Below are 23,400 nucleotides of genomic sequence, written 5' to 3' on the forward strand. Positions count from 1 at the left end.
CTAAAGCTGATAGAAGCGGCTGATGATCCCCCAGGCTTCGTCGGCGGTGTCGACGAAATCGATGATGTCCTGGTCACCGGGGGTGATCGTGCCTTGCTCGGCGAGGAAATCGAGATCGATCGCCCGTTTCCAGAACGCCTTGCCGAACAGGATCACCGGCACGCGCTCCATGCGGCCGGTCTGGATCAGGGTGAGCGTCTCGAAGAATTCGTCCATCGTGCCGAAGCCGCCGGGAAACACCGCGACAGCCTTGGCGCGCATGACGAAATGCATCTTGCGGACCGCGAAATAGTGGAAGTTGAAACAGAGCTCCGGCGTCACATAGGCATTCGGCGCCTGCTCGTGCGGCAATACGATGTTGAGGCCGATCGACGGGGCGCCGACATCGTCGGCGCCGCGGTTGCCGGCTTCCATGACGCCGGGTCCGCCGCCTGTCACCACGACGAATTCGCGATAATAGGACGTGGCCGACTGCTGCGAGCAGAGGCGGGCGAATTTTCGCGCTTCCTCGTAATATTTGCTGTTCTTCTCGAGGTTTTTCTTCTGCGTCTCGTTCTTGGCCGCCCAGGCTTCACCGCCCGGCTCGGGGATGCGCGCCCCGCCGAACAGGATGACGGTCGAGCTGATGCCGCGCTCGGCCAGGATCATCTCCGGCTTCAACAGTTCGAGCTGCAGCCTGACCGCGCGCAATTCGCGCCGTGTCATGAAGTCGGGATCGTTCCAGGCCAACCGGTAGGTCTCGGCACGCGTCTGCGGCGTGTCCGGCACGCTTTTCGACCGCTCCAGATCCTCGTCCGAATGCGGCAGCGGCGTCCACCCCGCCTTTTCCATAGGAGTCATGTTACCTACCCGTCCAATTATTCACTTGCCCAATTATTCACTTGGCGCCGTCCCGGTGACGCGGCCGCGATTGACCCTCACCAAGCCTTCACATAGGGTCCGGCGACTTTCAAAACAGGTTAAGGTGCGGCCCCTTAACAGCCTGGTAATGGAGCGAATTCATGTCAAAGCCCGATCTGGCGAGCCTCGAAAGGACCATCGAAACCGCCTTCGAGGAACGCGAGACGATTTCGACGGCAACCCGCGGCGCGACCCGCGATGCCATCCAGGCGGCGCTCGACCTGCTCGACCGGGGTGTCGCCCGCGTTGCCGAGCGTCAGGCTGACGGCAAATGGCATGTCAACCAGTGGCTGAAGAAAGCGGTGCTGCTGTCGTTCCGGCTCAACCCGATGGAGATCATCAAGGGTGGTCCGGGCCAAGCCGTGTGGTGGGACAAGGTGCCGTCGAAATTCGACGGCTGGAGCGCCATCGATTTCGAGAAGGCAGGTTTCCGCGCCGTGCCGTCGTCGATCGTGCGGCGCTCCGCCTACGTCGCGCCAGGTGCCGTGCTGATGCCGTCCTTCGTCAATGTCGGCGCCTACGTCGACAGCGGCACCATGGTCGACACATGGGCCTCGGTCGGCTCCTGCGCCCAGATCGGCAAGAATGTGCATCTGTCGGGCGGCGTCGGCATCGGCGGCGTGCTGGAGCCGATGCAGGCCGGCCCCACCATCATCGAGGACAATTGCTTCATCGGCGCACGCTCCGAAGTGGTCGAAGGCTGCATCGTGCGCGAGGGCTCGGTTCTCGGCATGGGCGTCTTCATCGGCCAGTCGACCAAGATTGTCGACCGTGCCACCGGCGAGGTTTTCTACGGCGAAGTGCCGGCCAATTCAGTGGTGGTGGCGGGCACGATGCCGGGCAAGAACGTGCCAGGCGAAAACTGGGGTCCCAGCCTCTACTGCGCGGTCATCGTCAAGCGGGTCGATGCCAGGACCCGTTCCAAAACCTCGATCAATGAACTGCTTCGCGATTGATCTTTTCAAGAAAACGGACGGACCCGCTTGCTCGACAGACCTCGATTTCTATGGCTTTTCTTCAGCCTTTCCGGGCGAGTGAACCCCAGTGCCTATGTTTTGGCGGGTCTTTTGCCGCTCCTCACTCAGCTTTTCCTGCTTTACCAGTTCTCGCGAACGCCGCTGGGCACTGCTGCAAGTCAATACTGGGCGCTCGCCTGGTGGATCGCCGTGGTTGTCTCGACATGGTCGACCTTTGCGCTAACGGCGAAGCGGTTCCATGATTTCGGCAAGCCTACTTACTACGCATTGATCTCTCTCATCGTCGGCGCCATTCTCCTTGTCATTCTGGCCTTTTTCAAAAGTGATCCCGGACCCAACCGCTACGGCAAACGCACCAATGCGCCGGCCGAATCCTGAGCGCCGGGCGGATATCTAGCCATGCGCTACCGCACGCTTGATGCGAAACTGATCATCGAAACCGCCGAGCGACTGGAAAAACGCGTCGCCGAGCGGTTTCCCGATGCCGGCTTGCGTGGTGTCGCCATCGAACTTGTGTCGCTGTCGCGTGATCTGGCCAAGGCGGCGAAGGCGCTGGAAGCGCCGATCTGGTGGCTGCGCGGCGTCGTCATCACCGCCATTGCCGCCGGCGCGCTGATGTTCCTGTTCGTCGGCACCATCCTGCCGCTCGGCCGCATCTCGGGAACCCACGACGCCATCCAGTCGGTGCAAGGCATTGAATCCTTGATCAACATGATCATCCTCGCGATTCTCGGCTTCCTGGCCTTGATCCGGACCGAGGAGCGCATCAAGCGCAAGCAGGTGTTTCGCAAGCTTCATGGCTTGCGATCGCTGATCCATGTCATCGACATGCATCAGCTGACCAAGGATCCGGCAGCGCTTTCATTCGATTTCAAGCCGACATCGCATTCACCGGCACGCATAACCGACCGTGCCGATCTCGCTCGCTACCTCGACTATTGCTCCGAAATGCTGTCGATCACCGGCAAGATCGCCGCGCTGTTCGCGCAATCGGTCAACGACGATGTGGTCGTCGATGGCGTCAACGACATCGAGTCCCTGGGCTCCAATCTGTCGCGAAAGATCTGGCAAAAGATCACGCTGATCGACGGTCCATTGCGGTCGGCTCGTCCAAGTACCTAAGCCAATCTTAATCACCTTGGTCCAGCATGCCCCGTGAAGACTGTGTTGACCGGCACGGAGCACTCGACTGGCAGACGACGAACCCCTGGCCAACCCGAAAACGCGCGGAAAGCGAAGCGCCGGCGTGCGGCTGTTCGCCTGGTTTTCTTCACCGATCAGAGCGGAACCGGACGCTGTCCGCGCGCGGCTCCTCGACACCACTTTCGACCGCAAATTCGCTGTCCTGTTCGGCACCATCAGCGTCCTGGTGGTGGCGGTCGGCGCCGCGGTCGTCACCGGCGACCGGTGGCCCTACGCCTGGATGACGGCCGACCTCATCCTGTTTGCCGTCCGCTTCCTGCTGATGCGGGAATGTGAGCGAGCCCACAAGCGCGGGGGAACGGGGCCGCTGGCAGGCCTCATGGCCGCCGGTGGGTCATGGTCGGTGATTTTCGGCCTCGGCTGCTTTGGCTGCGTCGTCAGCGGGGATATGGCGCTCGCCGTGCTGGCTGCCTTGAACGTCCGCAGGCGTCGTCGGCGTGGTGTCGTCGCGCAACGCAGCGACCCCGCGCTACGGCATATTCGTCATGCTGGCCGTAAGCCTGCCTTTCCTGGTTGGCGCGCTGTTATCTCCGGCGCCGGGAATGTCGATCGTCGGATTTCAAGTGCCTTTCTATGTCGCCGGCGTCATCATCGTGCTGCTTCAAAATCATGCGATCAACGCCCGCATGATCCGCGCCCGAACTGGACAATCGCGATCTGGCGATCAAGGACGCGCTGACCGGCCTGCCAAACCGCATCTTCCTTCAGGAGAAACTGCGCGGCATGTGCAGCGAGCTTGCGGCGCCGGCAGCAAACGGCGGCAGGCCGTTTGCCGTTCTCAGCATGGACCTCGACGGCTTCAAACACGTCAATGACCGCTTCGGCCACGCGGTCGGCGACATGCTGCTGCGCAAGGTGGCCGAACGATTGAAGCGCGCTTTCCGACAGGGGGACGTGGTCTTTCGCATCGGCGGTGACGAATTCGTGATCCTGCTGCCCGACACATCCGAGCTCGAAGCCACCCTCCTGGCAAAGCGCGCCATTGAGAAGATTTCGGTACCTTTCGACCTTGGCGTGGGCACCGCAATACCCATCGGGTTGAGCATTGGAAGTGCCTTCGCGCCTGCGGACGGCGGCGAGCCGGAACTTCTTCTCACCTGCTCCGATCACGCGCTCTATGAAGCCAAACGCACCGGCAAGGGCCGTTACCGGGCGCATGTGCGGGCGGCGAACTGACGACCACAGCGGCTATTGGGCCTTTTGTCGCTCAGTCCATCCAATATCCCGTATCCCGCCTAAGTGCGTCGCATCTGAAGCGACTCCTGCGACGCAGTTCAAGCCTTTGTTTGTTTTATGCGCATTTGCCGAAAACCGCTGCGCCCGCACGGGACAAGCCCGAGGCCATGCCTTTGGGCGACAGGCAGTGGGCCTGCGACAATACGCCATGAAAACCATAATGGCGGCGGGATGGCTGGCCCTTATGTCTGGTCGTGACAGGCCTTGCGCTTTCGACTAACGCTTTTGCCCATGACGTTGCCGACCGATCCCGCTGGAAATCTCGCCGCCCTCATCCGCTGCCCCTCCGTGACACCCATCGAGGGCGGGGCACTGAGCACGCTGGAAACAATGCTGAAACCACTCGGCTTTTCCGTCGAGCGCCCGGTGTTTTCGGAAGGAGGCACGCCCGATATCGAAAATCTCTATGCGCGGCGCTCCGGCAACGGTCCGCACCTGATGTTCGCCGGGCATACCGACGTGGTGCCGGTCGGCGACGAGACCTCATGGACGCATCCGCCTTTCGCTGCCGAGATCGCCAAGGGCGAGATGTTCGGTCGCGGTGCCGTCGACATGAAGGGGGGCATCGCCTGTTTCATCGCCGCCGTGGCGCGCCATCTCGAGTCGAAAGGCGGCCTGAAAGGCTCGGTCTCGCTGCTGATCACCGGCGATGAAGAAGGACCGGCCATCAACGGCACGACAAAGCTGCTCGAATGGGCGGCCGCCAAGGGCGAGAAATGGGATGCGTCCATCGTCGGCGAGCCGACCAATCCAGACGCGCTGGGCGACATGATCAAGATCGGCCGGCGCGGTTCGCTGTCCGGCAGCATCATCGTCAACGGCCGGCAGGGCCACGCCGCCTATCCGCAGCTTGCCGACAACCCGGTGCGCGGTCTGATAACGCTGGTCGATGCCTTGCTGCACCCCGTCTTCGACAAGGGCACAAAGGATTTCCAGCCGACCAACCTTGAGGTGACCTCGATCGACGTCGGCAATCCGGCCACCAATGTCATTCCGGCGAAGGCGACCGCCACCTTCAACATCCGCTTCAACGACACATGGACCGCCGAGACCATCCAGGCGGAAATCCACAACCGTCTCGACAAGGCGGCGAAGCGAAAGAAATACCGGGCAGGCAAGACGACGCCGGTTGATTACGAGCTCGTCTGGCGCGACCGGCCGAGCCACGTCTTCCTCACCCGCGACGACCGGCTGATCGAAGCGCTAAGCGGTTCGGTCAAGGCGGTGGTCGGCAGGAAGCCGGCGCTTTCCACCTCCGGCGGCACCTCCGACGCACGCTTCATCAAGGATTATTGTCCGGTGGTCGAGTTCGGGCTGGTCGGCAAGACCATGCACATGGTCGATGAACGCGTCGCACTTGCCGACCTCGAGACGCTGACGCAGATCTATCAGCGCTTCATCGAAGACTGGTTCGAGCAAGGCGCATCGTAATCATGCTTTCGTCGGATGAAACCTATGCTTCGCTAAACGGCGCCTGGCGACTGATGCTCGGCAAGGCCGATGGGCTGCGCCAGTTCGACCTTTCGGCCGATGGTTTCTGGAATTCCTTCTTCGCCATCGTCGTCGCAGCACCGGCGCTGATCGTCGGTTGGGTCGGCCTTGCCAACGAGATCGGCGATCCGAATGCATTCGCCGGACGCTTCAGCATGCTGATCCGTCTGGCGACGGTCGACATCGGCGTCTGGGTGTTGCCGCTTGTCGGCTTTGCCCTCGTCGCGCCGCGCGCCGGCATCGGCGGGCGCTTCGTCCACTATGTCGTCGCCAGCAACTGGGCGTCGGCGATCATCGCCTGGATGATGCTGCCAGCGGCGTTGATCAGGCTTTTCCTGCCGTCCACCAACGAGTTCGCCGTACTGGCGTCGCTGCTTTTGTTCGCGCTGTCGATGATCCTGACCTGGCGGATGACAAACGTCGCCGTCGGCAGGGGCGCGGCTGTCGGCAGCGCTGTCTTCGCCGGAATGTTCGTGGCGTCGCTGGTCGTTCTGTTCGTGCTGCAGGCGCTGCTCGGCATCGCTGCGCCGAGCGGAACCGGGACTTGAAGCTTTTAAGTGAATTTATCCGAATTCCTGGTGCGGTTTCGCTTGCTGACGGTGGCGCTGCCCCCCCTGCCTGCCGGCATCCTATAGCGACGGGGAGAGGGCAGCTCTCATCAACGATTTTGCCAACCACAGACGTTGCAAGAAGGATGCTGCGGCTGCGGCCAGCCTCTTCTCCCCGTCGCTATACGGGGAGAGGATGCCGGCAGGGCGATGAGGGGCAGCGCCAACTCCCCAATTGGTTGAAGACGACGAGGACTGATTTTTACTCAGTCGTGTGCCGCCTGCGGGTAGTCCACACCGATAAGAAAAAGCCCATCGGGCGGCGCAACCTGGCCACAGGCTGCACGGTCGCGCGCATCGAGCGCCGCCTTCAGGTCGGCAATTGTCCAGCCGCCTTCGCCGACGCGCTTCAGCGAGCCGACCATCGAGCGCACCTGATTGTGCAGGAACGAGCGCGCCGAGGCTCGCACTTCGATCACATCACCCAGCCGACTGACGTCCAGCCGGTCGAGCGTCCGGACCGGGCTGTCCGCCTGGCACTGGGTCGAGCGAAACGTGGTGAAATCATGCCGCCCCAGCAGCACCTTTGCCGCCTCCTGCATGGCCTCGGCGTCGAGCCGCTTCGGCACCCACCAGATCTTGCCCTTGTCGAGCGCCGCCGGCGCGCGCCGGTTGACGATACGGTAGAGATAGTGGCGGCCAATCGCCGAGAAACGCGCATCGAAGCTATCCGGCACCACAGCCGCGTCGAGAATGGCGATGCGCGCCTTGGCCGCTTGCAGATGGGCGTTGACGGCATCGCGCACCTTGTCACCAGGCCACGCCTTGACGAGATCGACATGCGCCACCTGACCGGTCGCGTGGACGCCGGCATCGGTGCGGCCGGCGCCGCGCAGCGAGACCCGTTCGCCGCAGAATTTCTCGATCGCCTGTTCGATCGCCTGCTGCACCGAAGGCTGGTCTGCCTGGCGCTGCCAGCCGGCATAGAGGCTGCCGTCATATTCGATGTCGAGGCGAAAACGCGGCATTCCTAAGCAGGAATGAGGTTAGGCGGCGAGCGCGGAGCTAAAAGCCGAAGCGTAGACCAGCTTGCCGGTCTCAGGCGCTTCGCCCCAGGCCAGCGCCTGCAGCGCTTCGCCCTGGAACTCGCTTTCGAATTTTTCGGCGCGCGCGTGACTGTAGCCGAAGCGGCCATAATAGGCGGGATCGCCAAGCACCACCGCCAGCACCTCGCCCGCATCCTTCAGGCGGATATGCGCCTCGCGCACCAGCGCTCCGCCGATGCCGGTGCCATGGAATGACGGCTCGACCGCCAGAGGCGCCAGCGCCACCGCCGGAAAGCTCTTGCCGCCGTTCTGCACGTAAAGCCGCGAAAACAGGATATGGCCGACCACCTGTCCATCTTCTTCCGCCACCAGTTCGACGACGGCATCGCCGCCGCTGACCAGCGCGTCGACCAATCCGGCCTCCGCCTGCTGGCCGAATGCGTGTTCCTCGACGAGGCGGATCGCCTCACGGTCCCGCGGCGTTGCCGCGCGTATAGACATCATGCTCATGAGAATTTCATTCCTTTTTCGAGCTTGGCCCCGCGCAGAAATTCCTGCGCGGCAATGGGCCTTCCGCCCGCACGTTGAACTTCGACCAGCCTGATCGCGCCTGACCCGCAGGCGACCGTCAGCCGGTCGTCGAGAATTCCTCCCGGCTCGCCGGCGCCTTGCGAAAGCGTCGAGCGAAGCAGTTTCAGCCGCTCCAAGCGACCGCCAATTTCGGTCTCGCACCATGCGCCGGGAAAGGGCGACAGGCCGCGAATATGATCGTGGACTTCGCCCGCAGGCCGCGTCCAGTCCACGCGCGTCTCCGCTTTATCGATCTTTTTGGCGTAGGTCACCCCCTCCGTCGCCTGTGCGGTAAATGTCAGAGCATCCCGTTCCAGCCGGGCCAGCGCTTCCGCCATCAGCGCGCCACCAATGTGCATCAACCGATCGTGCAGTTCGCCGGCCGTCATATCGGGGCCGATGGCGCATTTTTCGACCATCGCCACCGGGCCGGTGTCCAGGCCCTCTTCCATCCGCATCACCATCATGCCTGTCTCGGTATCGCCGGCCATGATGGCGCGCTGGAGAGGGGCGGCGCCGCGCCAGCGTGGCAACAGCGACGCGTGACCATTGAGGCAGCCGAGCCGCGGCGCGTCGAGAATGGGTTTGGGCAACAGCAATCCATAGGCGACGACGACGGCGACATCGGCCCGCAAAGCGCGGAACGCCTGCTGCTCAGCCTCGTTCTTCAGCGACACCGGCGTCCGCACCTCGATGCCCAGTCGCTCGGCCTCGCGCTGCACCGGCGACGGCGTCAGTTCCAGCCCGCGGCGACCGGCGGCGCGCGGCGGCTGGGTGTAGACGGCTTCTATCTCATGCCCGGCATCTGCGATCGCCCGCAGCGTCGGCACGGAGAATTCGGGCGTACCCATGAAGATGACGCGCAAGGGCATTTTGTTCCGGGTTCGGTCTTCGTCTGGCCGCTAAGAGCTCAGGCACCCGCTTCAAACGGATTTATGAGCTTCAGGTCAAGCCCGTCGAAGTCACGAACGTTGCGGGTCGCAAGCGTAGCGTTATGCGCCAAGCAGGTTGCGGCGATCATCGCGTCAGCGAGGCTGATCGGGCGGCCATGTTGCTCCCGTGCGGCGCGAAGCTTCCCAGCCAATCGGGGGACCGAGCCGGCAAAATCCACGATGCGGCCTGCAAACTGCCGCGAAATCAGGTGGTCGAGCACCCGAACATAACGGTCCGACCCCATCCTGTTCAAAAATCTTTCCGCGCCGAAAGACTGCTCCATGATTACGGGGCCACACATATAGAGCTCAAGAAAATCCTGTTTGCGAAACCATGCGGAAACGTTCGAATCGGGCGAGGGCTTGCTGGCTTCTGAAACAATGTTGGTATCGAGGACAATCACTCGAAATCCTCGACCGGGCGACCGAAGTCGCGTTTCCGTTCCGCCTCGATTTCGTCCACTATCTTTGCGAACTCGTCGTCAATCGCATTTTCAGCGGCGAATGCCGAGCGAATCGCGTCCCACGCTGACAGACCGAGTTCCGGCTTGGCTTCTCTTTCCGCGACCATGCCTTTGCGCAACAGATCGATCGCTTTGCGCGATAGGCTCTGGCCGCCCTTGTGCGCCGCCTGTTCGATCTCGCGCTTCAAGGGTTCAGGAATATTTCTGATCAGCATATCGCCCATCAGCGCCTCCGAGTTTGATATCATGATATCAGAGTGAGGGCCCTTTGCTCAACATGAATTTCAGCGTTTGAAAATACCTATCCCACCAACTTACCCGGCGCCTTGCTGCCCGGCGTCTTGTCCTTGGCGAGTTTCTTGAACTTCTTCACCACCATGTCGCGCTTCAGCTTCGAGATGTGATCGATGAACAGAACGCCGTTGAGGTGGTCGATCTCATGCTGCAGGCAAGTCGCCATCAGCCCTTCGGCCTGGATCTCATGCAGCTTGCCGTCGCGATCGAGATATTTCACCCGCACGGCGGCAGGGCGTTCGACCTCGGCATAGTAATCCGGGATCGACAGGCACCCCTCCTCGTAGACCGAGCGCTGATCGGCGCTCTCAAGGACCTCGGGATTGATGAAGACATGCGGCGCCGGCGGCTCGTCTTCCTTGGCGAGGTCGATCACCAGCATGCGCAGCGGTTCCCCGACCTGGATCGCCGCCAGACCGATGCCCGGCGCATCATACATGGTGTCCAGCATGTCATCGGCGAGTTTGCGCAAAGCGCCGTCGACGCGCTCGACCGGTTTCGAAACCTGGCGCAGGACGGGATCGGGAAGGATGATGAGCGGCTTGATCGACATGGCGTCTCACCTAAGACCTCGCACGAAAAGCGTCAACCGGGGCAGTTGCAACGCCGTTCACGTTTTGATCTGTGCGGTCAGGCCGAATCATCTATGCTGTGCCATATGAACGACCTGACCACCATCCTGTCCGAACCAATCGCCCGGCTCGGCGCCACCACGATCACGCTCGGCCACGCACTGGCATTCGGCGCGATCCTGTTCCTGGGCCTATTCGTGGCGCTGGTCGTCGCGCTCTGGCGGTCGGCCAAGGCGCGTGCGGTGGCGGCTGCGGAAGCCGCCGACCACGCCCGTGACGCCGAGGCGCGGATGTCCGGCATCCTGCAAAGCCAGGCCGAGATGCAGGGCCGCATGGGCGCCATCGCCGAAGTGTTCGGGGCGCGGCAGGCCGAACTCACGCAGTCGATCGGCCAACGCCTCGACGCGATGACCGGACGTCTCGGCCAGACCATGACCGAGCAGACGAAATCGACGCATGAGAGCCTTGCCAAGCTGCAGGAACGGCTGGCGGTCATCGACACGGCGCAGGGCAATATCCAGTCGCTCGCCGGCCAGGTCGTTCAGCTTCAGGCGATCCTCTCCAACAAGCAGACGCGCGGTGCCTTCGGCCAGTCGCGCATGGAGGCGATCGTCGCCGACGGGTTGCCGCACGGCGCCTACGAATTCCAGGCGACCTTGTCGAACGGCAGCCGGCCCGACTGCCTGGTGAAGATGCCGAACGGCGCGCCGGCGCTTGCCGTCGACGCAAAGTTTCCGCTGGAAGCCTGGAACGCCATCCGTGCCGCCGAAGGTGTCGATTTGCAGAAGGCCGCGGCACAAGCGTTTCGGCGCGACATCGAAGTGCATGTCCGCGATATATCAGAAAAATACCTGATCCAGGGCGAGACGCAGGACACCGCCTTCATGTTCGTGCCGTCGGAATCGGTATTCGCCGAGATCCACGAGAATTTCGAGGGGATTGTCCACAAGGCGCACCGCGCACGCATCGTCATCGTCTCGCCGTCGCTGCTGATGCTGTCGATCCAGGTCATCCAGGCGATTCTCAAGGACGCCCGCATGCGCGAGCAGGCGCATCTGATCCAGGGCGAAGTCATCCGGCTGATGGAGGATGTCTCGCGCCTCGACGAGCGGGTGCGCAAGTTGCAGAGCCATTTCGGCCAGTCGGCCAAGGATATCGACGATATTCTCGTCTCGACGTCGAAGGTGACCAAGCGCGGCCAGAAGATCGAGGCGCTGGAGTTCGGCGCGCAACCGGCGGAAGGCGACGCCGGATCGGCCGAGACGACACACGGGACCGGCGCGAGGGCCGAAGCGGGTGCGCGCGTCGCCGACTCCAAGACCGGCCAGCTGAGGCTAAGGGTGGTCGAAGGCGACGACTGAGAGGCTACTGCTCCTCGACGATCATCGTGCCTTCGAACTCCGGCAGCCAAGGCAGCGCCGAGCGGTGCCAGATCTGTTTTCTCGGGATCAGTTGTTCGCGCTGCCGCGCCGTGCCGACCCTGATGCCGTAGACTTTCGGCCCGTCGCCAACCGAGGTGGCATAGAGGTGCGAACCGCACTCGCCGCAAAAGGCCTGGGCGCGCCTGGCGCCGCTCGCTGCGGTCTTGATGTAGATCGTCGGCGTGCCCTTGGTGATCCGGTAATGCTCCTCCGGCGCCGGCACGGTCACCCGAAACGCTGTTCCGGTCAGCTGCTGGCAATCGATGCAGTGACAAATACTGGTCTTGTCCGGATCGACTTCCGCTTCGTAGGTGATGGCGCCGCAATGGCACCTGCCGTCGATTTTCATCTTCGCTCCTCCCTTCAGCCGCGCGTCGACGTATTGGAGCTTAACGGCGCACCGGCCGAGGCTCCACAAGCAATTACAACGCGAATCATCCGGTGGTTCAAGACTGCGGCGCCGACGCCTGTTCGATGATCTCGTCAGTCCAGACCTTGAAACCGGCCAGTATGCCCGGCCCGAAAATATGGGTCAGCGGCACATCGGCTGCGTCGCGGCCGGAGGCGATCAGGATGCGGCCGATGCGCGGCGCATTGTTGCGCGGATCGAAGGCATGCCAGCGACCGCCGAGATAGACCTCCATCCAGGCGGCGAAGTCCATGTCCGACCAAGGTTTCGGCAAGCCGATGTCGCTGATGTAGCCGGTGCAATAGCGCGTCGGGATGTTCAAGGCGCGGCAGAAGGCGACGGCGAGATGGGCAAAGTCGCGGCAGACGCCGCTTTGCTCACGATAGGCCTCTGCTGCCGTGCGCGTCGGCCGCGCGTTGCCGTAGTTGAAGATGATGTGGTTGTGGACGAAGTCGCAGACCGCCTGCACGCGTGGAATACCGAGCGGTGAGTGGCCGAACAGCCGCCACGCCTCGTTCGCCAGCACGTCGCTCTCGCAATAGCGGCTCGGCAGCAGGAACAGCAGCGTCTCGGACGGCAGGTCGCGCACCTCGTGCTGCCACGCCATCAGATCACCCATCTCGAAGGTACCGGGATCGCGGATCACCGCGTCTGTGCCGAAGGTAAAGCGCCCGGGCGGGGCGACAAGACGATTGCACCAATTGCCGAAACTGTCGCGGTAGCTCTCGATCGGCACCGGTGGATTCGAAGTCAGGAAATCCGGTCGCTCCAGATCGGACGCGCGGGAATAGTGAACGTTGAGCATCGCGATCAGCGGCGTTTCCTGCGGAAAGTCGAAGCTCATTTCGCAGCCGATATGGATTCGCATTGTCGTCCTGACCGGCCTGCCGGATCACCACCCGGCGAAGGCACGGGCTGTTGCTGCAGTGCAAGAAAGATCATCGCACGGACCGGCGCGGTTTACGAGCGAATTAGAAACGGTTGACAGCCGACGGCTGGCGCCGGCGCCAGATTATGCCTCTTGCGGTCGGGCGTTTCTCTTGGTTCATTTCGCTTGCCACCATTGGAGGAAACGAATCATGGCTAAAGGTGCGATGAAGGCGGGCAAAGAAGCCCGCAAGCCGAAGAAGGACGCGAAGAAACCTGCCGCTGCCCCGACCCTGAAAGCGCCGCCCGTCAAGGCGACCAAGCTCAAGGACAAGTAAGCGTCGGCGTTTCGGCGCAAGGTCATGACCGACGGCATTTCAGGACCATCGACATTCAGCGATTGGTCCTGAAGTGCCGTCGGCGTTGCTGTTGATTGGGCACCCGAAATTTCTAAATCAATGCGGCGGAGACGACTTTGCGTTTCCGAAAAACCGGGACGACCCGCAATCCAATGGAGCGTTCCGATGTCGTGGATTCTTCTCTTCTTCGCTGGCCTGTTCGAGATCGGCTGGGCAGTCGGCCTCAAATACACTGACGGCTTTTCGAAGCCGCTTCCGACCGTCCTGACGGTTGCCTCGATGATCGTCAGTCTTGCCTTGCTCGGACTGGCGCTGAAGACGCTGCCGGTCGGCACGGCTTACGCGGTATGGACCGGCATCGGCACCGTCGGCACGGCGCTGCTTGGCATCTGGCTGCTCGGTGAGCCTGCGACCGCGATCAGGCTGGCCTGCATCGCTCTCATCGTCTTCGGCATCATGGGATTGAAACTCGCGACCTAAAGCGCGTCGCGTCTGAAGGGACTCATTCGACGCGCTTTAGATTCTTGTTTTATGCATGTCGTCGTCCCAAAACCGCTGCGCACTTTTGGGCGGCATGCATTAGTTTTGCAGCAAGGCCGCATCACAAACGCATTCAGGGCCGCTGCAAGGCGGCCCTGAATTTGATTCGTGAAATCGCGCTGCTAGCGAGCGGAAAAGCCCGGAGGCGTCCTGCCGGTGCGCTGCTTGCGCGCCGCATAGCGCGCGTCGCGCTTGGCCTTGCGCTCGGCCTCGTCGGCAAGCAAACGAGCGATGCGCTCGTTCTCTTCGGCTTCCCGGATCTTCGCTTCCGCCTGCGCCGCTTCTTCCGCAGCAATCCGCGCCGCTTCGGCAGCAGCTTCGCGCTCGGCCTTTTCGGCCGCTTCGCGCGCCAGCTTCTCCTGCTTCAGCTTGGCCTTTTCGGCCTCGCGTATCGCACGGGCTTCGAGGATCGCCTTGCGTTCGGCCTGTCGTGCCAGCACCGCTGGATCGTCCGCTGCCGGCTTTGCCTTGAAGCGCTCGAGAAGCGCCTTCTTTGCCTCGTTTGCGGCATTGCGCCGCTCGAAAACGTCTTTTTCCCTATAGATAGCCAAGTCCACTTCCCTGGAGTCAATTTGCGAGGCTTACATACGCGTCAAAACCCAGAGTTCAAGCGCCAAAACGGTATGCCAGCCATGAAATTCTGAGCTGTTGCAGTCGGGAGACGCCTTTTCGGCTGAATTCGGCTGAAACGGACATGCACTGTTCACCATCCGACCCTCTGGTGGCGCGGCGGACTGGTCGCTACCTGTAGCGCGAAAAACAAAACGCCAGAACGCCAGGATGACAGATGATGGAACTCGGTCTCTACACCTTCGCCGACGTCAGCCCGGAACCAGGCCTGGGCGCCATCGGTGCGCATGAGCGTCTGCGCAACCTGATCGAGGAGATCGAGCTGGCCGACCAGGTCGGCCTCGACGTGTTTGGGTTGGGCGAGCATCACCGTCCCGATTATGCGGCTTCAGCGCCAGTCGTGGCCCTGGCCGCGGCGGCCGAACGCACCAGGCGCATAAAGCTGACCAGCGCGGTCACCGTGCTTTCCTCCGACGATCCGGTTCGTGTCTTCCAGCAGTTTGCAACGCTAGACCTTCTATCCAGCGGCCGGGCCGAGATCATGGCTGGGCGCGGCTCGTTCATCGAATCCTTTCCGCTGTTCGGCTACGATCTCGAAGACTATGACGAGCTCTTTGCCGAAAAGCTCGATCTGCTGCTTACCGTCCGCGATCATGTCAAGGTGAGCTGGTCGGGCAGGCTACGCGCTCCGATCAATGATCGCGGCGTCTATCCCCGCCCGTTCCAGGACAGATTGCCGATCTGGATCGCGATTGGCGGCACGCCGCAATCCGCCGCGCGGGCCGGCGCGCTCGGCCTGCCGCTGGCGCTGGCCATCATCGGCGGCGAGCCGGCGAGGTTCGCGCCGCTGTTCGATATTTACAAGGAAGCGGCCAAACGAGCCGGCAACGATCCGGCTGATCTGGCCACCAGCCTCAACGTGCACGGCTTCATTGCCGAGACCACCGACCAGGCGGCGATTGACTTTTATGGGCCGCAGGCCGAGGTGATGAACCGCATCGGCCGCGAGCGCGGCTGGGGTCCGACGTCGAGAGCACATTTCGACCAGTCACGCAGCCCGAACGGCGCGCTGTTCGTCGGCAATCCAGAACAGGTGGCCGAAAAGATCGTAGCCCAGCACAGGATATTCGGCAACGACCGCTTCCTGCTGCAAATGGCCATCGGCACCATGGCGCACGCCAAAATCATGAAGGCGATCGAACTCTACGGCACCAAGGTGGCGCCGATCGTGCGCAAGGAAACGGCGAAGGCTATCCCTGCCGTGGCGGCGCCGGCCGCCTGATTCGCAGGCAGACCGTAGGGTTAAGGCCATCGTAAGCGCCGGCTAACGCATCCGCCCGCAAATCGGTGTCGATTTTCGGGCCGATGCGTAGATTCAAAGCGTTAGAGCATACTTTGTGCGTCAAAATGGACGCACGTCGCTCTAACGGAACCTTGAAGCCGCAAAGGCGTTTCCGCCAACAGCGTACACAAATCGCAGTGTGCCGCCGAGGGCCAGAATGAAAGCCGAACCCGCCGCTTCGGGCGCTGCAGAGAGCCCGGATCCGCGCGTCGAGGCGCGTGCGGACATGCATCTGATGCGTTCGCTGCTCCTTGGCATCTTCATCCTCATGGCGATCTACGCGCTCTCCTTCGCCCGTGCCTTCTTCATGCCGGTCATCCTGGCTTTCCTGCTGGCACTGACGCTGACGCCGATCGTCCGCTTCCTGCGCAAGCACGGCATGCCCGATGTGATATCGGCGACACTGCTGGTGCTGCTGTCGTTCTGCGTCATCGCCGTGGCCGGCTATCTGCTCAGCGGCCCGGTCATCGACCTCATCAACAACACCTCGGTGATTGGCCAGCAGCTGACCGAACGTCTCGCGCAACTGCAGCGTCCTTTCGAAAGGATCATGGAGATTTCGCGGCAGATAGAGGGACTGACGCAGACCTCCCAAGGGCCGGGCGTCCAGAGGGTAGCCATGGCGCAATCCGGCCTTCTCCCACAAGCCGCCAGCAATTTGCTGTCGGCCGGCACCAGCCTCATCATCGTCTTCGTCCTGTCGCTGTTCCTGCTCGCCTCCGGCACGATGTTCTATGAGAAGATCGTCGAATCCTTCCCCAGTCTCAGCGAAAAGAAGCGGGCACTGCGCGTCGTCTATGACGTCGAACGTGAAATCTCGCACTACTTGCTTACCGTCGCCGTCATCAATACATGCCTGGGTGTGGTCATCGGACTCGGCCTCTGGGCACTCGGCATGCCCAACCCGCAGGTCTGGGGCGCGGCGGCGGCTCTGCTCAATTTCCTGCCCTATATCGGGGGGCTGATTACAATCACGCTTGTCACGATCATCGCGCTGATCAGCTTCGACAGCATCTCCTACGCGCTGCTGGCGCCGGCCTTCGTGCTGTTGTGCGATACCGTCGAGGGCCAATTCGTGACGCCGACGGTGGTTGGCCGGCGCCTAGAGATCAACGCCGTGGCGATCCTCATCGCCATCGCCTTCTGGTCCTGGTTGTGGGGTTTCGTCGGCGCACTGATAGCGGTGCCGCTGCTGGTCGTCATCAAGGTGTTCTGCGACCACTTCGACGGGCTCAGCCATGTCGGCAATTTCCTAGCGGCGCAACATACGGCGGTTGAGGACGAAGAGATTTCAGAAACCAACAGGGCTGCGGGCGTATGATCCGAGAAGCGGGATAAGCTCCGGACGCGGTCCCTCGGATTCAAAATGCCGGAGCGTCCTTTGCGCCTGCTTTGACGCGCGGTGTCAGTTCAATTTTTTGAATTTGCGGCCGTCGCGGTCGATTCCTACATCCTTCCCGTCCACAGGATCCCCGCCGATGACCGCTCTTTCCGTTCTCGACCTGTCGCCGATCGTCGAAGGCAGCAACGCTTCGCAATCGCTCGCCAATTCGCTCGATCTCGCCCGCCATGCCGAGCGGCTGGGATACAGGCGCTATTGGCTGGCCGAGCATCACAACATGCCGGGCATCGCCAGCGCCGCCACCTCCGTCGTCATTGCCCACGTCGCCGGCGGCACCAGGACGATACGCGTCGGCGCCGGCGGCATCATGCTGCCGAACCATTCGCCGCTGGTCATCGCCGAGCAGTTCGGCACACTTAACGCGCTGCATCCAGGCCGTATCGACCTCGGCCTCGGCCGGGCGCCGGGCACCGACATGGGCACGGCGCGCGCGCTGCGCCGCAACCTTGAGGCAGGCGCCGACAGTTTCCCGCAGGATGTCGTCGAGCTGATGGGCTATTTCCAGCCGGCAGAAGACGGTCAGCGTATCCGCGCCGTGCCCGGCGAGGGCGAGCAGGTGCCGATCTGGATTCTGGGCTCAAGCCTCTATGGCGCGCAGCTCGCCGCCATGCTCGGCCTGCCTTACGCCTTCGCCTCGCATTTCGCACCGGCCGAACTCGACCACGCACTGGAGATCTACCGCTCGCGCTTCCAGCCGTCGAAGCAACTCGACAAGCCCTACGTCATGCTCGGCCTCAACGTGTTCGCGGCGCCCTCCGACGCCGAGGCGCGGCTGTTGTTCACCTCGCTGCAGCAGGCCTTCGTCAATCTTCGCACCGGCCGGCCCGGCCGCTTGCCGCCGCCGGTCGACGGATATGAGCGCGACCTCGACCCGATGGCCAAAACCATGCTTGGCCAGGCGCTGTCCTGCGCCGTCGTCGGCGCCCCGGAAACGGTCGGGCAAGGCATCAAGGCGTTCGTGCAGCGCACCGGCGCCGACGAGCTGATGGTCACCGCGCAGATTTTCGACCACGCAGCGCGGGTGCGATCCTTCGAGATCCTGGCCGACGTCCACAAATCGCTGTCGGACGCGGCCTGAATTTTTGCGAGACTGCGAAGGCGCGTTACGCGCTGACGCTTTGTGCGATCGCCCCCAGGGGCGCGCCCAGTGGCCGGCATGAATTGCGGATCATCAGGCGTCCCTTGAGCGTCAGCTTGCGCGGCGGCGCGTCCCTGTTTCCGGCGAGGCGGTCGAGCAGCAGATTGGCCGCCTGCTCACCAATCGCCTTGACCGGTTGTGCGACCGTGGTCAGTTGCGGCTGGAACACGTCCGACCACGGAAAATCGTCGAAGCAGGCAACCGAAATGTCCTCGGGGCAGGACAGCCCGATATCGCGGATCGCTTTCATGGTGCCGATCACCATCGGGTTGTTGGCCGAGAAGATCGCGCTCGGCCGGTCGTGCAGCGAAAGCAGCTGCATCGTCGCGTTGTAGCCGTCGACTTCGTGAAAATTGCCGAAGCGGACAAGCTCGTTCTCGACCGGCAGGCCTGCTGCCTGGAGCGCCTCGCGATATCCCGTCATGCGGTCATGCATGGGCGATATGTCGAACGACCCGGAGATGTAGCCTATCCGCCGGTGGCCGAGATCGATCAGATAGGTGATGGCGTCGAACACCGCGCGCTGGTTGTCGAGAACGACCGCGTCGGTATCGACGCCTTCGCAAACCCGGTCGAGCAGCACCACCGGCACGTTGGCGTCGTCGACTATTCTCTTCAGGATCGCGCCGTCGCCGACGCGCGCAACGATCAGTCCGTCGACCATCCGGTCGAGCAGCAGCCTGATCTGGTCGTCCTGCGTGTTCAGGTCCTCGTCCGTGCAGCACAGCATGACGGCATAGCCGGCGCGGTCGAATGCCTGCTGGATGACCGAAACGACATCGGTGAAGAACGGATTGGTGATGTGGGGAACGGTAAGCCCGATGGTGCGGGTCGTGCCCATCTTCAGGCTGCGCGCAATCGCGTTGCGCTTGTAGCCGATGTCGCGGATCGCCTGTTCGATGCGCTGGCTGAGCTCGGGACTGACGGTTGCGGTGCCGTTGATCAGCGCCGAGACGGTGGCGACCGAAACACGCGCCGCTTCAGCCACGTGCAGCATGGTCGGGGCCGTGGATTTGCGCTGCTTTTTTCGCCCTGACGCCATCATTTTCGAAACGTTTCATTGCCCTCTGCCTGCAATACCTACGGAATCCTGCAGATTTGCGCAAGAATTGAAATGCATCAATCCCGCCTCATCCAGATAGCGACTTGACATGTTCGAAACGTTTAGATTAGCGTTTGAGATGTTCGACGACGACGGAAGGGAGGCCGTTCTTGTCATGGAGCATGGCAATTCCATCACGTCCGGAGATGCCGCCGCCGACCGCTCGGCTGTCGTTCTGAGCGCCGAGCACATCTCCAAGACCTTCGGCGGCATCGCCGCGCTTGCCGATGTCGGCTTCGAGCTGCGGCGCGGCGAGATCCATGCGCTGATGGGGGAAAACGGCGCCGGCAAGTCGACGCTGATGAAAATCCTCTCCGGCATCTATACGGATTACGACGGAACGGTGAACGTCGATGCCCATCCGGTCCGTTTCGCCGGCGTCCGCGACGCCGAGCATGCCGGCATCGCCATCATCCACCAGGAACTCAATCTCGTCCCCGAGCTCAGCGTTGCGGATAATATCTTCCTGGGGCGCGAGAAGCTGATCGCCGGACTTATCGTCGACCGCAAGGCAAGCAGCCATGCCGCCGGCGCCCTGCTGCAGAGGCTCGGCATCGAGCTCAACCCGGAAGCGCGGGTCGGCAGCCTGCGTGTCGGCGAGCAGCAGCTGGTCGAGATCGCCAAGGCCCTGTCGATGTCGGCGCGCATCCTGATCATGGACGAGCCGACTTCGGCGCTTTCGCCGGCCGAATGCCAGAGGCTGTTCCGGATCATCCGCCAGCTCGCCGACAACGGCGTGGCGATCGTCTACATCTCGCACCGCATCGACGAGGTCATGCATCTGGCCAGCCGGGTCACCGTGTTTCGCGATGGACGCCGCGTGCTGACCGAGGTGATGGCAAAGCTCGATGAAGACAGCATCATTTCGGCGATGGTCGGGCGCAACCTGCTTGCCTCTTCCCACGGAGAGCGTGGTCCCAGCGGCAAGGTCGTCCTCTCGGTAAGCGGCCTATCGCTGTCGAAACCAGACCGCCACGGCTGGCGCACCGCGCTCGACGGCGTCGGCTTCGATCTTGCCGAAGGCGAAATTCTGGGGATAGGCGGACTGCTCGGCTCCGGACGCACCGAAATCCTGGAGACCATCTTCGGCTCCAGCGGCGGCCGCGTCGGCGGCGAAATCCGGCTCGACGGCGAGCCGGTGGAAATCCTTTCGCCGCGCGACGCACGCCGGCTCGGCATCGCCCTGGTGACCGAGGACCGCAAGACGCTGGGCCTGCATCTTCAGGCCTCGATCACCGACAATGTCGCGCTGCCGCTGGTCGGCGCGCTGGCGCGGTTCGGCCTTCGCTCGCGGGCCGCCGAGCAAGGCCTGGCGCGGCAAGCGGTCAAGGCGCTCGGCATTCGCTGCGGGACCATCGAGCAGCCGGCCGGCACACTGTCCGGCGGCAACCAGCAGAAGGTCGTCATCGGCAAGTGGCTGGCTACGCGGCCGCGGGTGCTGCTGCTGGACGAGCCGACACGCGGCATCGATGTCGGCGCCAAGCGGGAGATCTACGACCTCATCTTCAAGCTGGCGCGAGACGGCCTCGCCATCGCCGTCATCAGTTCGGAATTACCGGAGCTGCTGCATCTGTCCGACCGCATCCTGGTCATGGCCGATGGTCGCCAGACGGGAATCCTTTCCCGCGCGCAAGCCAGCGAGGAGGCCATCATGCGGCTCGCGGCGCCGCGCCGGACCATGGCGAGACCCGCAGCATGAGCATTTTGAACATCCTGTCCCGGACGAAGCTCTATTGGGGCCTGATCGCCATCTTCCTGATCGGCGTGCTGGGCTCGCCGATCAGCTCCAAGGGCAACAACATCTTCCTGTCCTACGGCAATCTGCTCGATGTGCTGCGCCAGGTGTCGACCACCGGGCTGATCGCCACCGGGATGACGGCGGTTATCATCACCGGCGGCATCGATCTTTCCGTCGGCTCGCTGATGGCGATCTGCACCGTGGTCTGCGCCATGCTGCTGACGGTTCCCGGCGTCACGCCGGCGGTGGTGCTGGGGATGCCGACGGTTGCCGTAGTCGCCCTTTGCCTCGGCATCCTGATCACCCGCTTCATCTTCCTGAACATCGAAAAATCGCGCGCCGGCCCGCAGGCCACCCACGCCATCAGGCTGGACAGCGTTCGTGGGCTGGTCACGCCCGGCATTGTCGGGGTGATCCTCTGCAGTCTCGTGCTGTGGTTCCTGCTGCCGCAGGTCGGCTCGAAATTCGGCGTGCTCGGCGTGTTGCTGGTGGCGCCTTGCGTCGGCTTGCTGTTCGGCGCGCTCAACGGCTTCATCATCGTCGCCGGGCGGCTGCAACCTTTCATCGTCACGCTGGCGATGATGGTGACTGCGCTCGGCATCGCCCGGCTGACCGCCGGCCAGAACAATGCGGTGCTGCCGGTCTACACCGGGTCGAACGCCACCGCCGATTTCGAAATGCTGCGCTCGCTGGTGTTCGGCGTGATCCCGATGCCGGGCCTGTTCTTCCTCGGAGCGATCCTGATCTACGGCGCCGTGCTGCGCTTCACCCCGTTCGGCCGCTATGTCTACGCCATCGGCGGCAACGAAGAGGCCGCGCGGCTGTCCGGCATTGCCGCCGGCCGCGTCAAGATCGCCACCTACGCCGTGTCCGGGCTGCTGGCCGGCGTGGCGGCAGTGCTCTATGTCGCGCAATACAGGCAAGGCAAGCCGGACGCCGGAGCCGGGCTGGAGCTCGATGCCATCGCCGCCGTGGTCATCGGCGGCACCAGCCTGATGGGCGGACGCGGCAGCCTCATCGGTACATTCTGCGGCGTGCTGATCTTCGGGCTGCTCTCGAACATCCTGCAATTGCACAACATCAATTCGAACCTTCAGCTCGTGCTGAAGGGGATGATCATCATTGGCACCGTGCTCGTGCAGGAGCGCAATGCCGTTGATCTTCTCTTCTATCTGCGTCTGCCCTTTGGAAAAACGGCGCACAAGGAAACGACCGCAGCAAAGCGGCCGTCGAAAGAGACCCCGTCTCTAAATCTTGGAGGAAACAAGAAATGAAACGACGTGAATTGCTGAAGCTTGCCGCTGTCACCGCGGCGCTCATGACCACGACCGCGCTGCTGACCAGCGGCAACGCCTACGCGCAGGACAAGAAGTGGAAGATCGGCTTCTCGCAGGTGACGACCATCGAGCCGTGGCGCGCCCAGTTCAACAAGGACATTCTGGCGGAGGCCGCCAAGCATCCGGAAGTCGAGCTGATCATCACCGACGGCGAGGACAAGACGGAAAAGCAGGTCGCCGATGTCGAGAACCTGATCCGCCAGGAAGTCGATGCGCTGCTGGTGTCACCGAAGGAATCCGCGGGGTTGACCGGCGTCGTGCAGCAGGCGATCGACGCCAAGATCCCGGTCTTCGTGCTCGACCGCAACGTCGAGACCAAGGACTACACGCAGTTCGTCGGCGGCGACAACAAGCTGATCGGCCGGGCTGCCGGTGAATACGCGGTCGAGTTGCTCGGCGGCAAGGGCAAGGCATCAGGCAATGTCGTCGAGATCTGGGGCGGTATGGGCACCCAGCCGGCGCATGACCGCCATGAAGGCTTCCATGAATTCACCGACAAGGAGCCGGGCATAAAATACCTGCTCGACCAGCAGTCGGGCGACTGGAAACAGGACCAGGCCTACAACATCATGGCCACGGCGCTGCGCAACAACGAGAAGATCGACCTTGTCTATGGTCATAACGACCCGATGGCCTACGGCGCCTATCTTGCTGCCAAGGATGTCGGCCGCGAGAAGGACATCAAGTTCATCGGCATCGACGGCTTGCCCAATGAAGGCGTGCAGCTTGTCGCCAATGGTGAGCTGACGGCGACGTTCACCTATGTGACACCGGGTGCCGAAGGGCTGCGGCAGGCGATCAAGTTCCTGAACGGCGAGAAGATCGAAAAGACCATCACGCTGCCGACGCAGAAGATCACCAAGGAAAATGCCGCCCAGATCCTGAAGGAGCACGGGCTCTGAGACGAAGTCGTCGATGACGGCGCCCCTCTCCCCGTTCTAC

At 62.8% G+C, this 23,400-nt stretch carries 27 protein-coding genes; 16 read left to right on the forward strand and 11 right to left on the reverse strand.

What is annotated here, in order from left to right; translation table 11 throughout:
- Complete coding sequence (locus AC0L16_RS18435) at positions 1 to 840, reverse strand: LOG family protein (RefSeq protein ID WP_473622388.1); 840 nt, start codon at positions 838 to 840, stop codon at positions 1 to 3.
- Between the two features lie 161 nt (positions 841 to 1,001).
- On the opposite strand from AC0L16_RS18435, the gene dapD reads away from it, so the two are divergent.
- The 7 genes from dapD (at position 1,002) to AC0L16_RS18470 (ending at position 6,355) form a co-directional block, all read left to right on the forward strand.
- Positions 1,002 to 1,856 (forward strand): 2,3,4,5-tetrahydropyridine-2,6-dicarboxylate N-succinyltransferase, encoded by an 855-nt coding sequence (gene dapD / locus AC0L16_RS18440; RefSeq protein ID WP_473622389.1) that lies wholly within the window; start codon positions 1,002 to 1,004, stop codon positions 1,854 to 1,856.
- A gap of 27 nt (positions 1,857 to 1,883) precedes the next feature.
- Positions 1,884 to 2,255: a DUF805 domain-containing protein gene (locus AC0L16_RS18445; RefSeq protein WP_027152133.1), complete on the forward strand. Its 372-nt coding sequence runs from the start codon at positions 1,884 to 1,886 to the stop codon at positions 2,253 to 2,255.
- 21 nt (positions 2,256 to 2,276) lie between these two features.
- Positions 2,277 to 2,999, forward strand: coding sequence for a hypothetical protein (locus AC0L16_RS18450; protein WP_473622390.1), 723 nt, complete (start codon positions 2,277 to 2,279; stop codon positions 2,997 to 2,999).
- A gap of 124 nt (positions 3,000 to 3,123) precedes the next feature.
- On the forward strand, positions 3,124 to 3,759 hold the full coding sequence (locus AC0L16_RS18455; protein WP_473622392.1) for a hypothetical protein: 636 nt from the start codon (positions 3,124 to 3,126) through the stop codon (positions 3,757 to 3,759).
- A gap of 35 nt (positions 3,760 to 3,794) precedes the next feature.
- Entirely contained in the window at positions 3,795 to 4,256 is a 462-nt protein-coding gene (locus AC0L16_RS18460; RefSeq protein ID WP_473622456.1) for a GGDEF domain-containing protein, read from the forward strand.
- Between the two features lie 291 nt (positions 4,257 to 4,547).
- Complete coding sequence (gene dapE, locus AC0L16_RS18465; protein WP_473622393.1) at positions 4,548 to 5,747, forward strand: succinyl-diaminopimelate desuccinylase; 1,200 nt, start codon at positions 4,548 to 4,550, stop codon at positions 5,745 to 5,747.
- A 2-nt stretch (positions 5,748 to 5,749) separates the two neighbouring features.
- On the forward strand, positions 5,750 to 6,355 hold the full coding sequence (locus tag AC0L16_RS18470; protein ID WP_473622394.1) for a transporter: 606 nt from the start codon (positions 5,750 to 5,752) through the stop codon (positions 6,353 to 6,355).
- Positions 6,356 to 6,621: 266 nt separating this feature from the next.
- Here the strand turns inward: AC0L16_RS18470 and truA are convergent, their stop codons facing one another.
- From truA to def, 6 genes are all read right to left on the reverse strand, one after another.
- Positions 6,622 to 7,383, reverse strand: a complete 762-nt coding sequence (gene truA / locus AC0L16_RS18475) for a tRNA pseudouridine(38-40) synthase TruA (protein ID WP_473622396.1) — start codon at positions 7,381 to 7,383, stop codon at positions 6,622 to 6,624.
- Positions 7,384 to 7,401: 18 nt separating this feature from the next.
- Entirely contained in the window at positions 7,402 to 7,911 is a 510-nt protein-coding gene (locus tag AC0L16_RS18480) for a GNAT family N-acetyltransferase (RefSeq protein WP_473622397.1), read from the reverse strand.
- The gene (gene fmt, locus AC0L16_RS18485) at positions 7,908 to 8,843 is read right to left on the reverse strand and encodes a methionyl-tRNA formyltransferase (RefSeq protein ID WP_473622398.1); all 936 of its coding nucleotides are present in this window, start codon (positions 8,841 to 8,843) and stop codon (positions 7,908 to 7,910) included. The genes AC0L16_RS18480 and fmt overlap by 4 nt, the downstream gene beginning before the upstream one ends.
- A 38-nt stretch (positions 8,844 to 8,881) precedes the next feature.
- Positions 8,882 to 9,307, reverse strand: a complete 426-nt coding sequence (locus AC0L16_RS18490) for a PIN domain-containing protein (protein WP_473622400.1) — start codon at positions 9,305 to 9,307, stop codon at positions 8,882 to 8,884.
- A complete protein-coding gene (locus AC0L16_RS18495; RefSeq protein WP_473622401.1) occupies positions 9,304 to 9,591 on the reverse strand; it encodes a plasmid stabilization protein in 288 nt (95 codons plus the stop codon). Before AC0L16_RS18495 ends, AC0L16_RS18490 begins: the two co-directional genes overlap by 4 nt.
- Positions 9,592 to 9,668: 77 nt before the next feature.
- Positions 9,669 to 10,214 (reverse strand): peptide deformylase, encoded by a 546-nt coding sequence (gene def / locus AC0L16_RS18500; RefSeq protein ID WP_473622402.1) that lies wholly within the window; start codon positions 10,212 to 10,214, stop codon positions 9,669 to 9,671.
- A 105-nt stretch (positions 10,215 to 10,319) separates the two neighbouring features.
- Between def and AC0L16_RS18505 the strand changes: the two genes are divergently transcribed.
- Positions 10,320 to 11,594: a DNA recombination protein RmuC gene (locus tag AC0L16_RS18505; RefSeq protein WP_473622404.1), complete on the forward strand. Its 1,275-nt coding sequence runs from the start codon at positions 10,320 to 10,322 to the stop codon at positions 11,592 to 11,594.
- Positions 11,595 to 11,598: 4 nt separating this feature from the next.
- Here the strand turns inward: AC0L16_RS18505 and AC0L16_RS18510 are convergent, their stop codons facing one another.
- Together AC0L16_RS18510 and AC0L16_RS18515 are read right to left on the reverse strand one after the other, a co-directional pair.
- Complete coding sequence (locus AC0L16_RS18510; protein ID WP_473622405.1) at positions 11,599 to 12,003, reverse strand: GFA family protein; 405 nt, start codon at positions 12,001 to 12,003, stop codon at positions 11,599 to 11,601.
- A gap of 97 nt (positions 12,004 to 12,100) precedes the next feature.
- Complete coding sequence (locus AC0L16_RS18515) at positions 12,101 to 12,931, reverse strand: transglutaminase-like domain-containing protein (RefSeq protein WP_473622406.1); 831 nt, start codon at positions 12,929 to 12,931, stop codon at positions 12,101 to 12,103.
- Between the two features lie 211 nt (positions 12,932 to 13,142).
- Here AC0L16_RS18515 and AC0L16_RS18520 point away from each other — a divergent pair, with 211 nt between their 5' ends.
- Both AC0L16_RS18520 and sugE read left to right on the forward strand, forming a co-directional pair.
- Positions 13,143 to 13,268, forward strand: coding sequence for a hypothetical protein (locus AC0L16_RS18520; protein ID WP_023801558.1), 126 nt, complete (start codon positions 13,143 to 13,145; stop codon positions 13,266 to 13,268).
- Positions 13,269 to 13,454: 186 nt separating this feature from the next.
- Positions 13,455 to 13,769 carry a quaternary ammonium compound efflux SMR transporter SugE gene (gene sugE, locus AC0L16_RS18525; protein WP_473622407.1) on the forward strand — a complete coding sequence of 105 codons (315 nt, stop codon included), beginning with the start codon at positions 13,455 to 13,457 and terminating at the stop codon, positions 13,767 to 13,769.
- A gap of 182 nt (positions 13,770 to 13,951) precedes the next feature.
- On the opposite strand, the gene AC0L16_RS18530 is transcribed toward sugE, so the two are convergent.
- Positions 13,952 to 14,380, reverse strand: coding sequence for a DUF6481 family protein (locus AC0L16_RS18530; protein ID WP_095491177.1), 429 nt, complete (start codon positions 14,378 to 14,380; stop codon positions 13,952 to 13,954).
- A gap of 239 nt (positions 14,381 to 14,619) precedes the next feature.
- On the opposite strand from AC0L16_RS18530, the gene AC0L16_RS18535 reads away from it, so the two are divergent.
- The 3 genes from AC0L16_RS18535 (at position 14,620) to AC0L16_RS18545 (ending at position 18,221) form a co-directional block, all read left to right on the forward strand.
- Entirely contained in the window at positions 14,620 to 15,681 is a 1,062-nt protein-coding gene (locus AC0L16_RS18535) for an LLM class flavin-dependent oxidoreductase (protein WP_473622457.1), read from the forward strand.
- Positions 15,682 to 15,898: 217 nt separating this feature from the next.
- Entirely contained in the window at positions 15,899 to 17,062 is a 1,164-nt protein-coding gene (locus AC0L16_RS18540; RefSeq protein ID WP_473622409.1) for an AI-2E family transporter, read from the forward strand.
- A gap of 157 nt (positions 17,063 to 17,219) precedes the next feature.
- Positions 17,220 to 18,221 (forward strand): LLM class flavin-dependent oxidoreductase, encoded by a 1,002-nt coding sequence (locus tag AC0L16_RS18545; RefSeq protein WP_473622410.1) that lies wholly within the window; start codon positions 17,220 to 17,222, stop codon positions 18,219 to 18,221.
- A gap of 25 nt (positions 18,222 to 18,246) precedes the next feature.
- Here AC0L16_RS18545 and AC0L16_RS18550 read toward each other — a convergent pair whose 3' ends face one another.
- Complete coding sequence (locus AC0L16_RS18550; protein ID WP_128175732.1) at positions 18,247 to 19,278, reverse strand: LacI family DNA-binding transcriptional regulator; 1,032 nt, start codon at positions 19,276 to 19,278, stop codon at positions 18,247 to 18,249.
- A 220-nt stretch (positions 19,279 to 19,498) separates the two neighbouring features.
- Between AC0L16_RS18550 and AC0L16_RS18555 the strand changes: the two genes are divergently transcribed.
- Genes AC0L16_RS18555 through AC0L16_RS18565 form a run of 3 tightly spaced genes read left to right on the forward strand, consistent with a single transcriptional unit; the run spans position 19,499 to position 23,360 of the window.
- The gene (locus AC0L16_RS18555; protein ID WP_473622458.1) at positions 19,499 to 21,082 is read left to right on the forward strand and encodes a sugar ABC transporter ATP-binding protein; all 1,584 of its coding nucleotides are present in this window, start codon (positions 19,499 to 19,501) and stop codon (positions 21,080 to 21,082) included.
- Entirely contained in the window at positions 21,079 to 22,395 is a 1,317-nt protein-coding gene (locus AC0L16_RS18560; protein WP_473622411.1) for an ABC transporter permease, read from the forward strand. The genes AC0L16_RS18555 and AC0L16_RS18560 overlap by 4 nt, the downstream gene beginning before the upstream one ends.
- The gene (locus AC0L16_RS18565) at positions 22,392 to 23,360 is read left to right on the forward strand and encodes a substrate-binding domain-containing protein (RefSeq protein ID WP_473622413.1); all 969 of its coding nucleotides are present in this window, start codon (positions 22,392 to 22,394) and stop codon (positions 23,358 to 23,360) included. Before AC0L16_RS18560 ends, AC0L16_RS18565 begins: the two co-directional genes overlap by 4 nt.
- Positions 23,361 to 23,400: the final 40 nt, after the last annotated feature.

It is taken from the genome of Mesorhizobium sp. WSM4848, assembly GCF_055811375.1.

What these genes read in the sequence shown, in the direction of transcription:
- AC0L16_RS18470 (WP_473622394.1), top strand. Translation starts at nt 5,750, where the DNA reads ATGCTTTCGTCGGATGAAACCTATGCTTCGCTAAACGGCGCCTGGCGA.
- sugE (WP_473622407.1), top strand. Translation starts at nt 13,455, where the DNA reads ATGTCGTGGATTCTTCTCTTCTTCGCTGGCCTGTTCGAGATCGGCTGG.
- AC0L16_RS18550 (WP_128175732.1), bottom strand. Translation starts at nt 19,278, where the DNA reads ATGCTGCACGTGGCTGAAGCGGCGCGTGTTTCGGTCGCCACCGTCTCG.
- AC0L16_RS18540 (WP_473622409.1), top strand. Translation starts at nt 15,899, where the DNA reads ATGAAAGCCGAACCCGCCGCTTCGGGCGCTGCAGAGAGCCCGGATCCG.
- AC0L16_RS18555 (WP_473622458.1), top strand. Translation starts at nt 19,499, where the DNA reads ATGGAGCATGGCAATTCCATCACGTCCGGAGATGCCGCCGCCGACCGC.
- AC0L16_RS18450 (WP_473622390.1), top strand. Translation starts at nt 2,277, where the DNA reads ATGCGCTACCGCACGCTTGATGCGAAACTGATCATCGAAACCGCCGAG.
- truA (WP_473622396.1), bottom strand. Translation starts at nt 7,383, where the DNA reads ATGCCGCGTTTTCGCCTCGACATCGAATATGACGGCAGCCTCTATGCC.
- AC0L16_RS18560 (WP_473622411.1), top strand. Translation starts at nt 21,079, where the DNA reads ATGAGCATTTTGAACATCCTGTCCCGGACGAAGCTCTATTGGGGCCTG.
- fmt (WP_473622398.1), bottom strand. Translation starts at nt 8,843, where the DNA reads ATGCCCTTGCGCGTCATCTTCATGGGTACGCCCGAATTCTCCGTGCCG.
- dapD (WP_473622389.1), top strand. Translation starts at nt 1,002, where the DNA reads ATGTCAAAGCCCGATCTGGCGAGCCTCGAAAGGACCATCGAAACCGCC.
- AC0L16_RS18480 (WP_473622397.1), bottom strand. Translation starts at nt 7,911, where the DNA reads ATGAGCATGATGTCTATACGCGCGGCAACGCCGCGGGACCGTGAGGCG.
- AC0L16_RS18495 (WP_473622401.1), bottom strand. Translation starts at nt 9,591, where the DNA reads ATGGGCGATATGCTGATCAGAAATATTCCTGAACCCTTGAAGCGCGAG.
- AC0L16_RS18435 (WP_473622388.1), bottom strand. Translation starts at nt 840, where the DNA reads ATGACTCCTATGGAAAAGGCGGGGTGGACGCCGCTGCCGCATTCGGAC.
- dapE (WP_473622393.1), top strand. Translation starts at nt 4,548, where the DNA reads ATGACGTTGCCGACCGATCCCGCTGGAAATCTCGCCGCCCTCATCCGC.
- def (WP_473622402.1), bottom strand. Translation starts at nt 10,214, where the DNA reads ATGTCGATCAAGCCGCTCATCATCCTTCCCGATCCCGTCCTGCGCCAG.
- AC0L16_RS18510 (WP_473622405.1), bottom strand. Translation starts at nt 12,003, where the DNA reads ATGAAAATCGACGGCAGGTGCCATTGCGGCGCCATCACCTACGAAGCG.
- AC0L16_RS18545 (WP_473622410.1), top strand. Translation starts at nt 17,220, where the DNA reads ATGACCGCTCTTTCCGTTCTCGACCTGTCGCCGATCGTCGAAGGCAGC.
- AC0L16_RS18565 (WP_473622413.1), top strand. Translation starts at nt 22,392, where the DNA reads ATGAAACGACGTGAATTGCTGAAGCTTGCCGCTGTCACCGCGGCGCTC.
- AC0L16_RS18535 (WP_473622457.1), top strand. Translation starts at nt 14,620, where the DNA reads ATGGAACTCGGTCTCTACACCTTCGCCGACGTCAGCCCGGAACCAGGC.
- AC0L16_RS18505 (WP_473622404.1), top strand. Translation starts at nt 10,320, where the DNA reads ATGAACGACCTGACCACCATCCTGTCCGAACCAATCGCCCGGCTCGGC.
- AC0L16_RS18520 (WP_023801558.1), top strand. Translation starts at nt 13,143, where the DNA reads ATGGCTAAAGGTGCGATGAAGGCGGGCAAAGAAGCCCGCAAGCCGAAG.
- AC0L16_RS18515 (WP_473622406.1), bottom strand. Translation starts at nt 12,931, where the DNA reads ATGCGAATCCATATCGGCTGCGAAATGAGCTTCGACTTTCCGCAGGAA.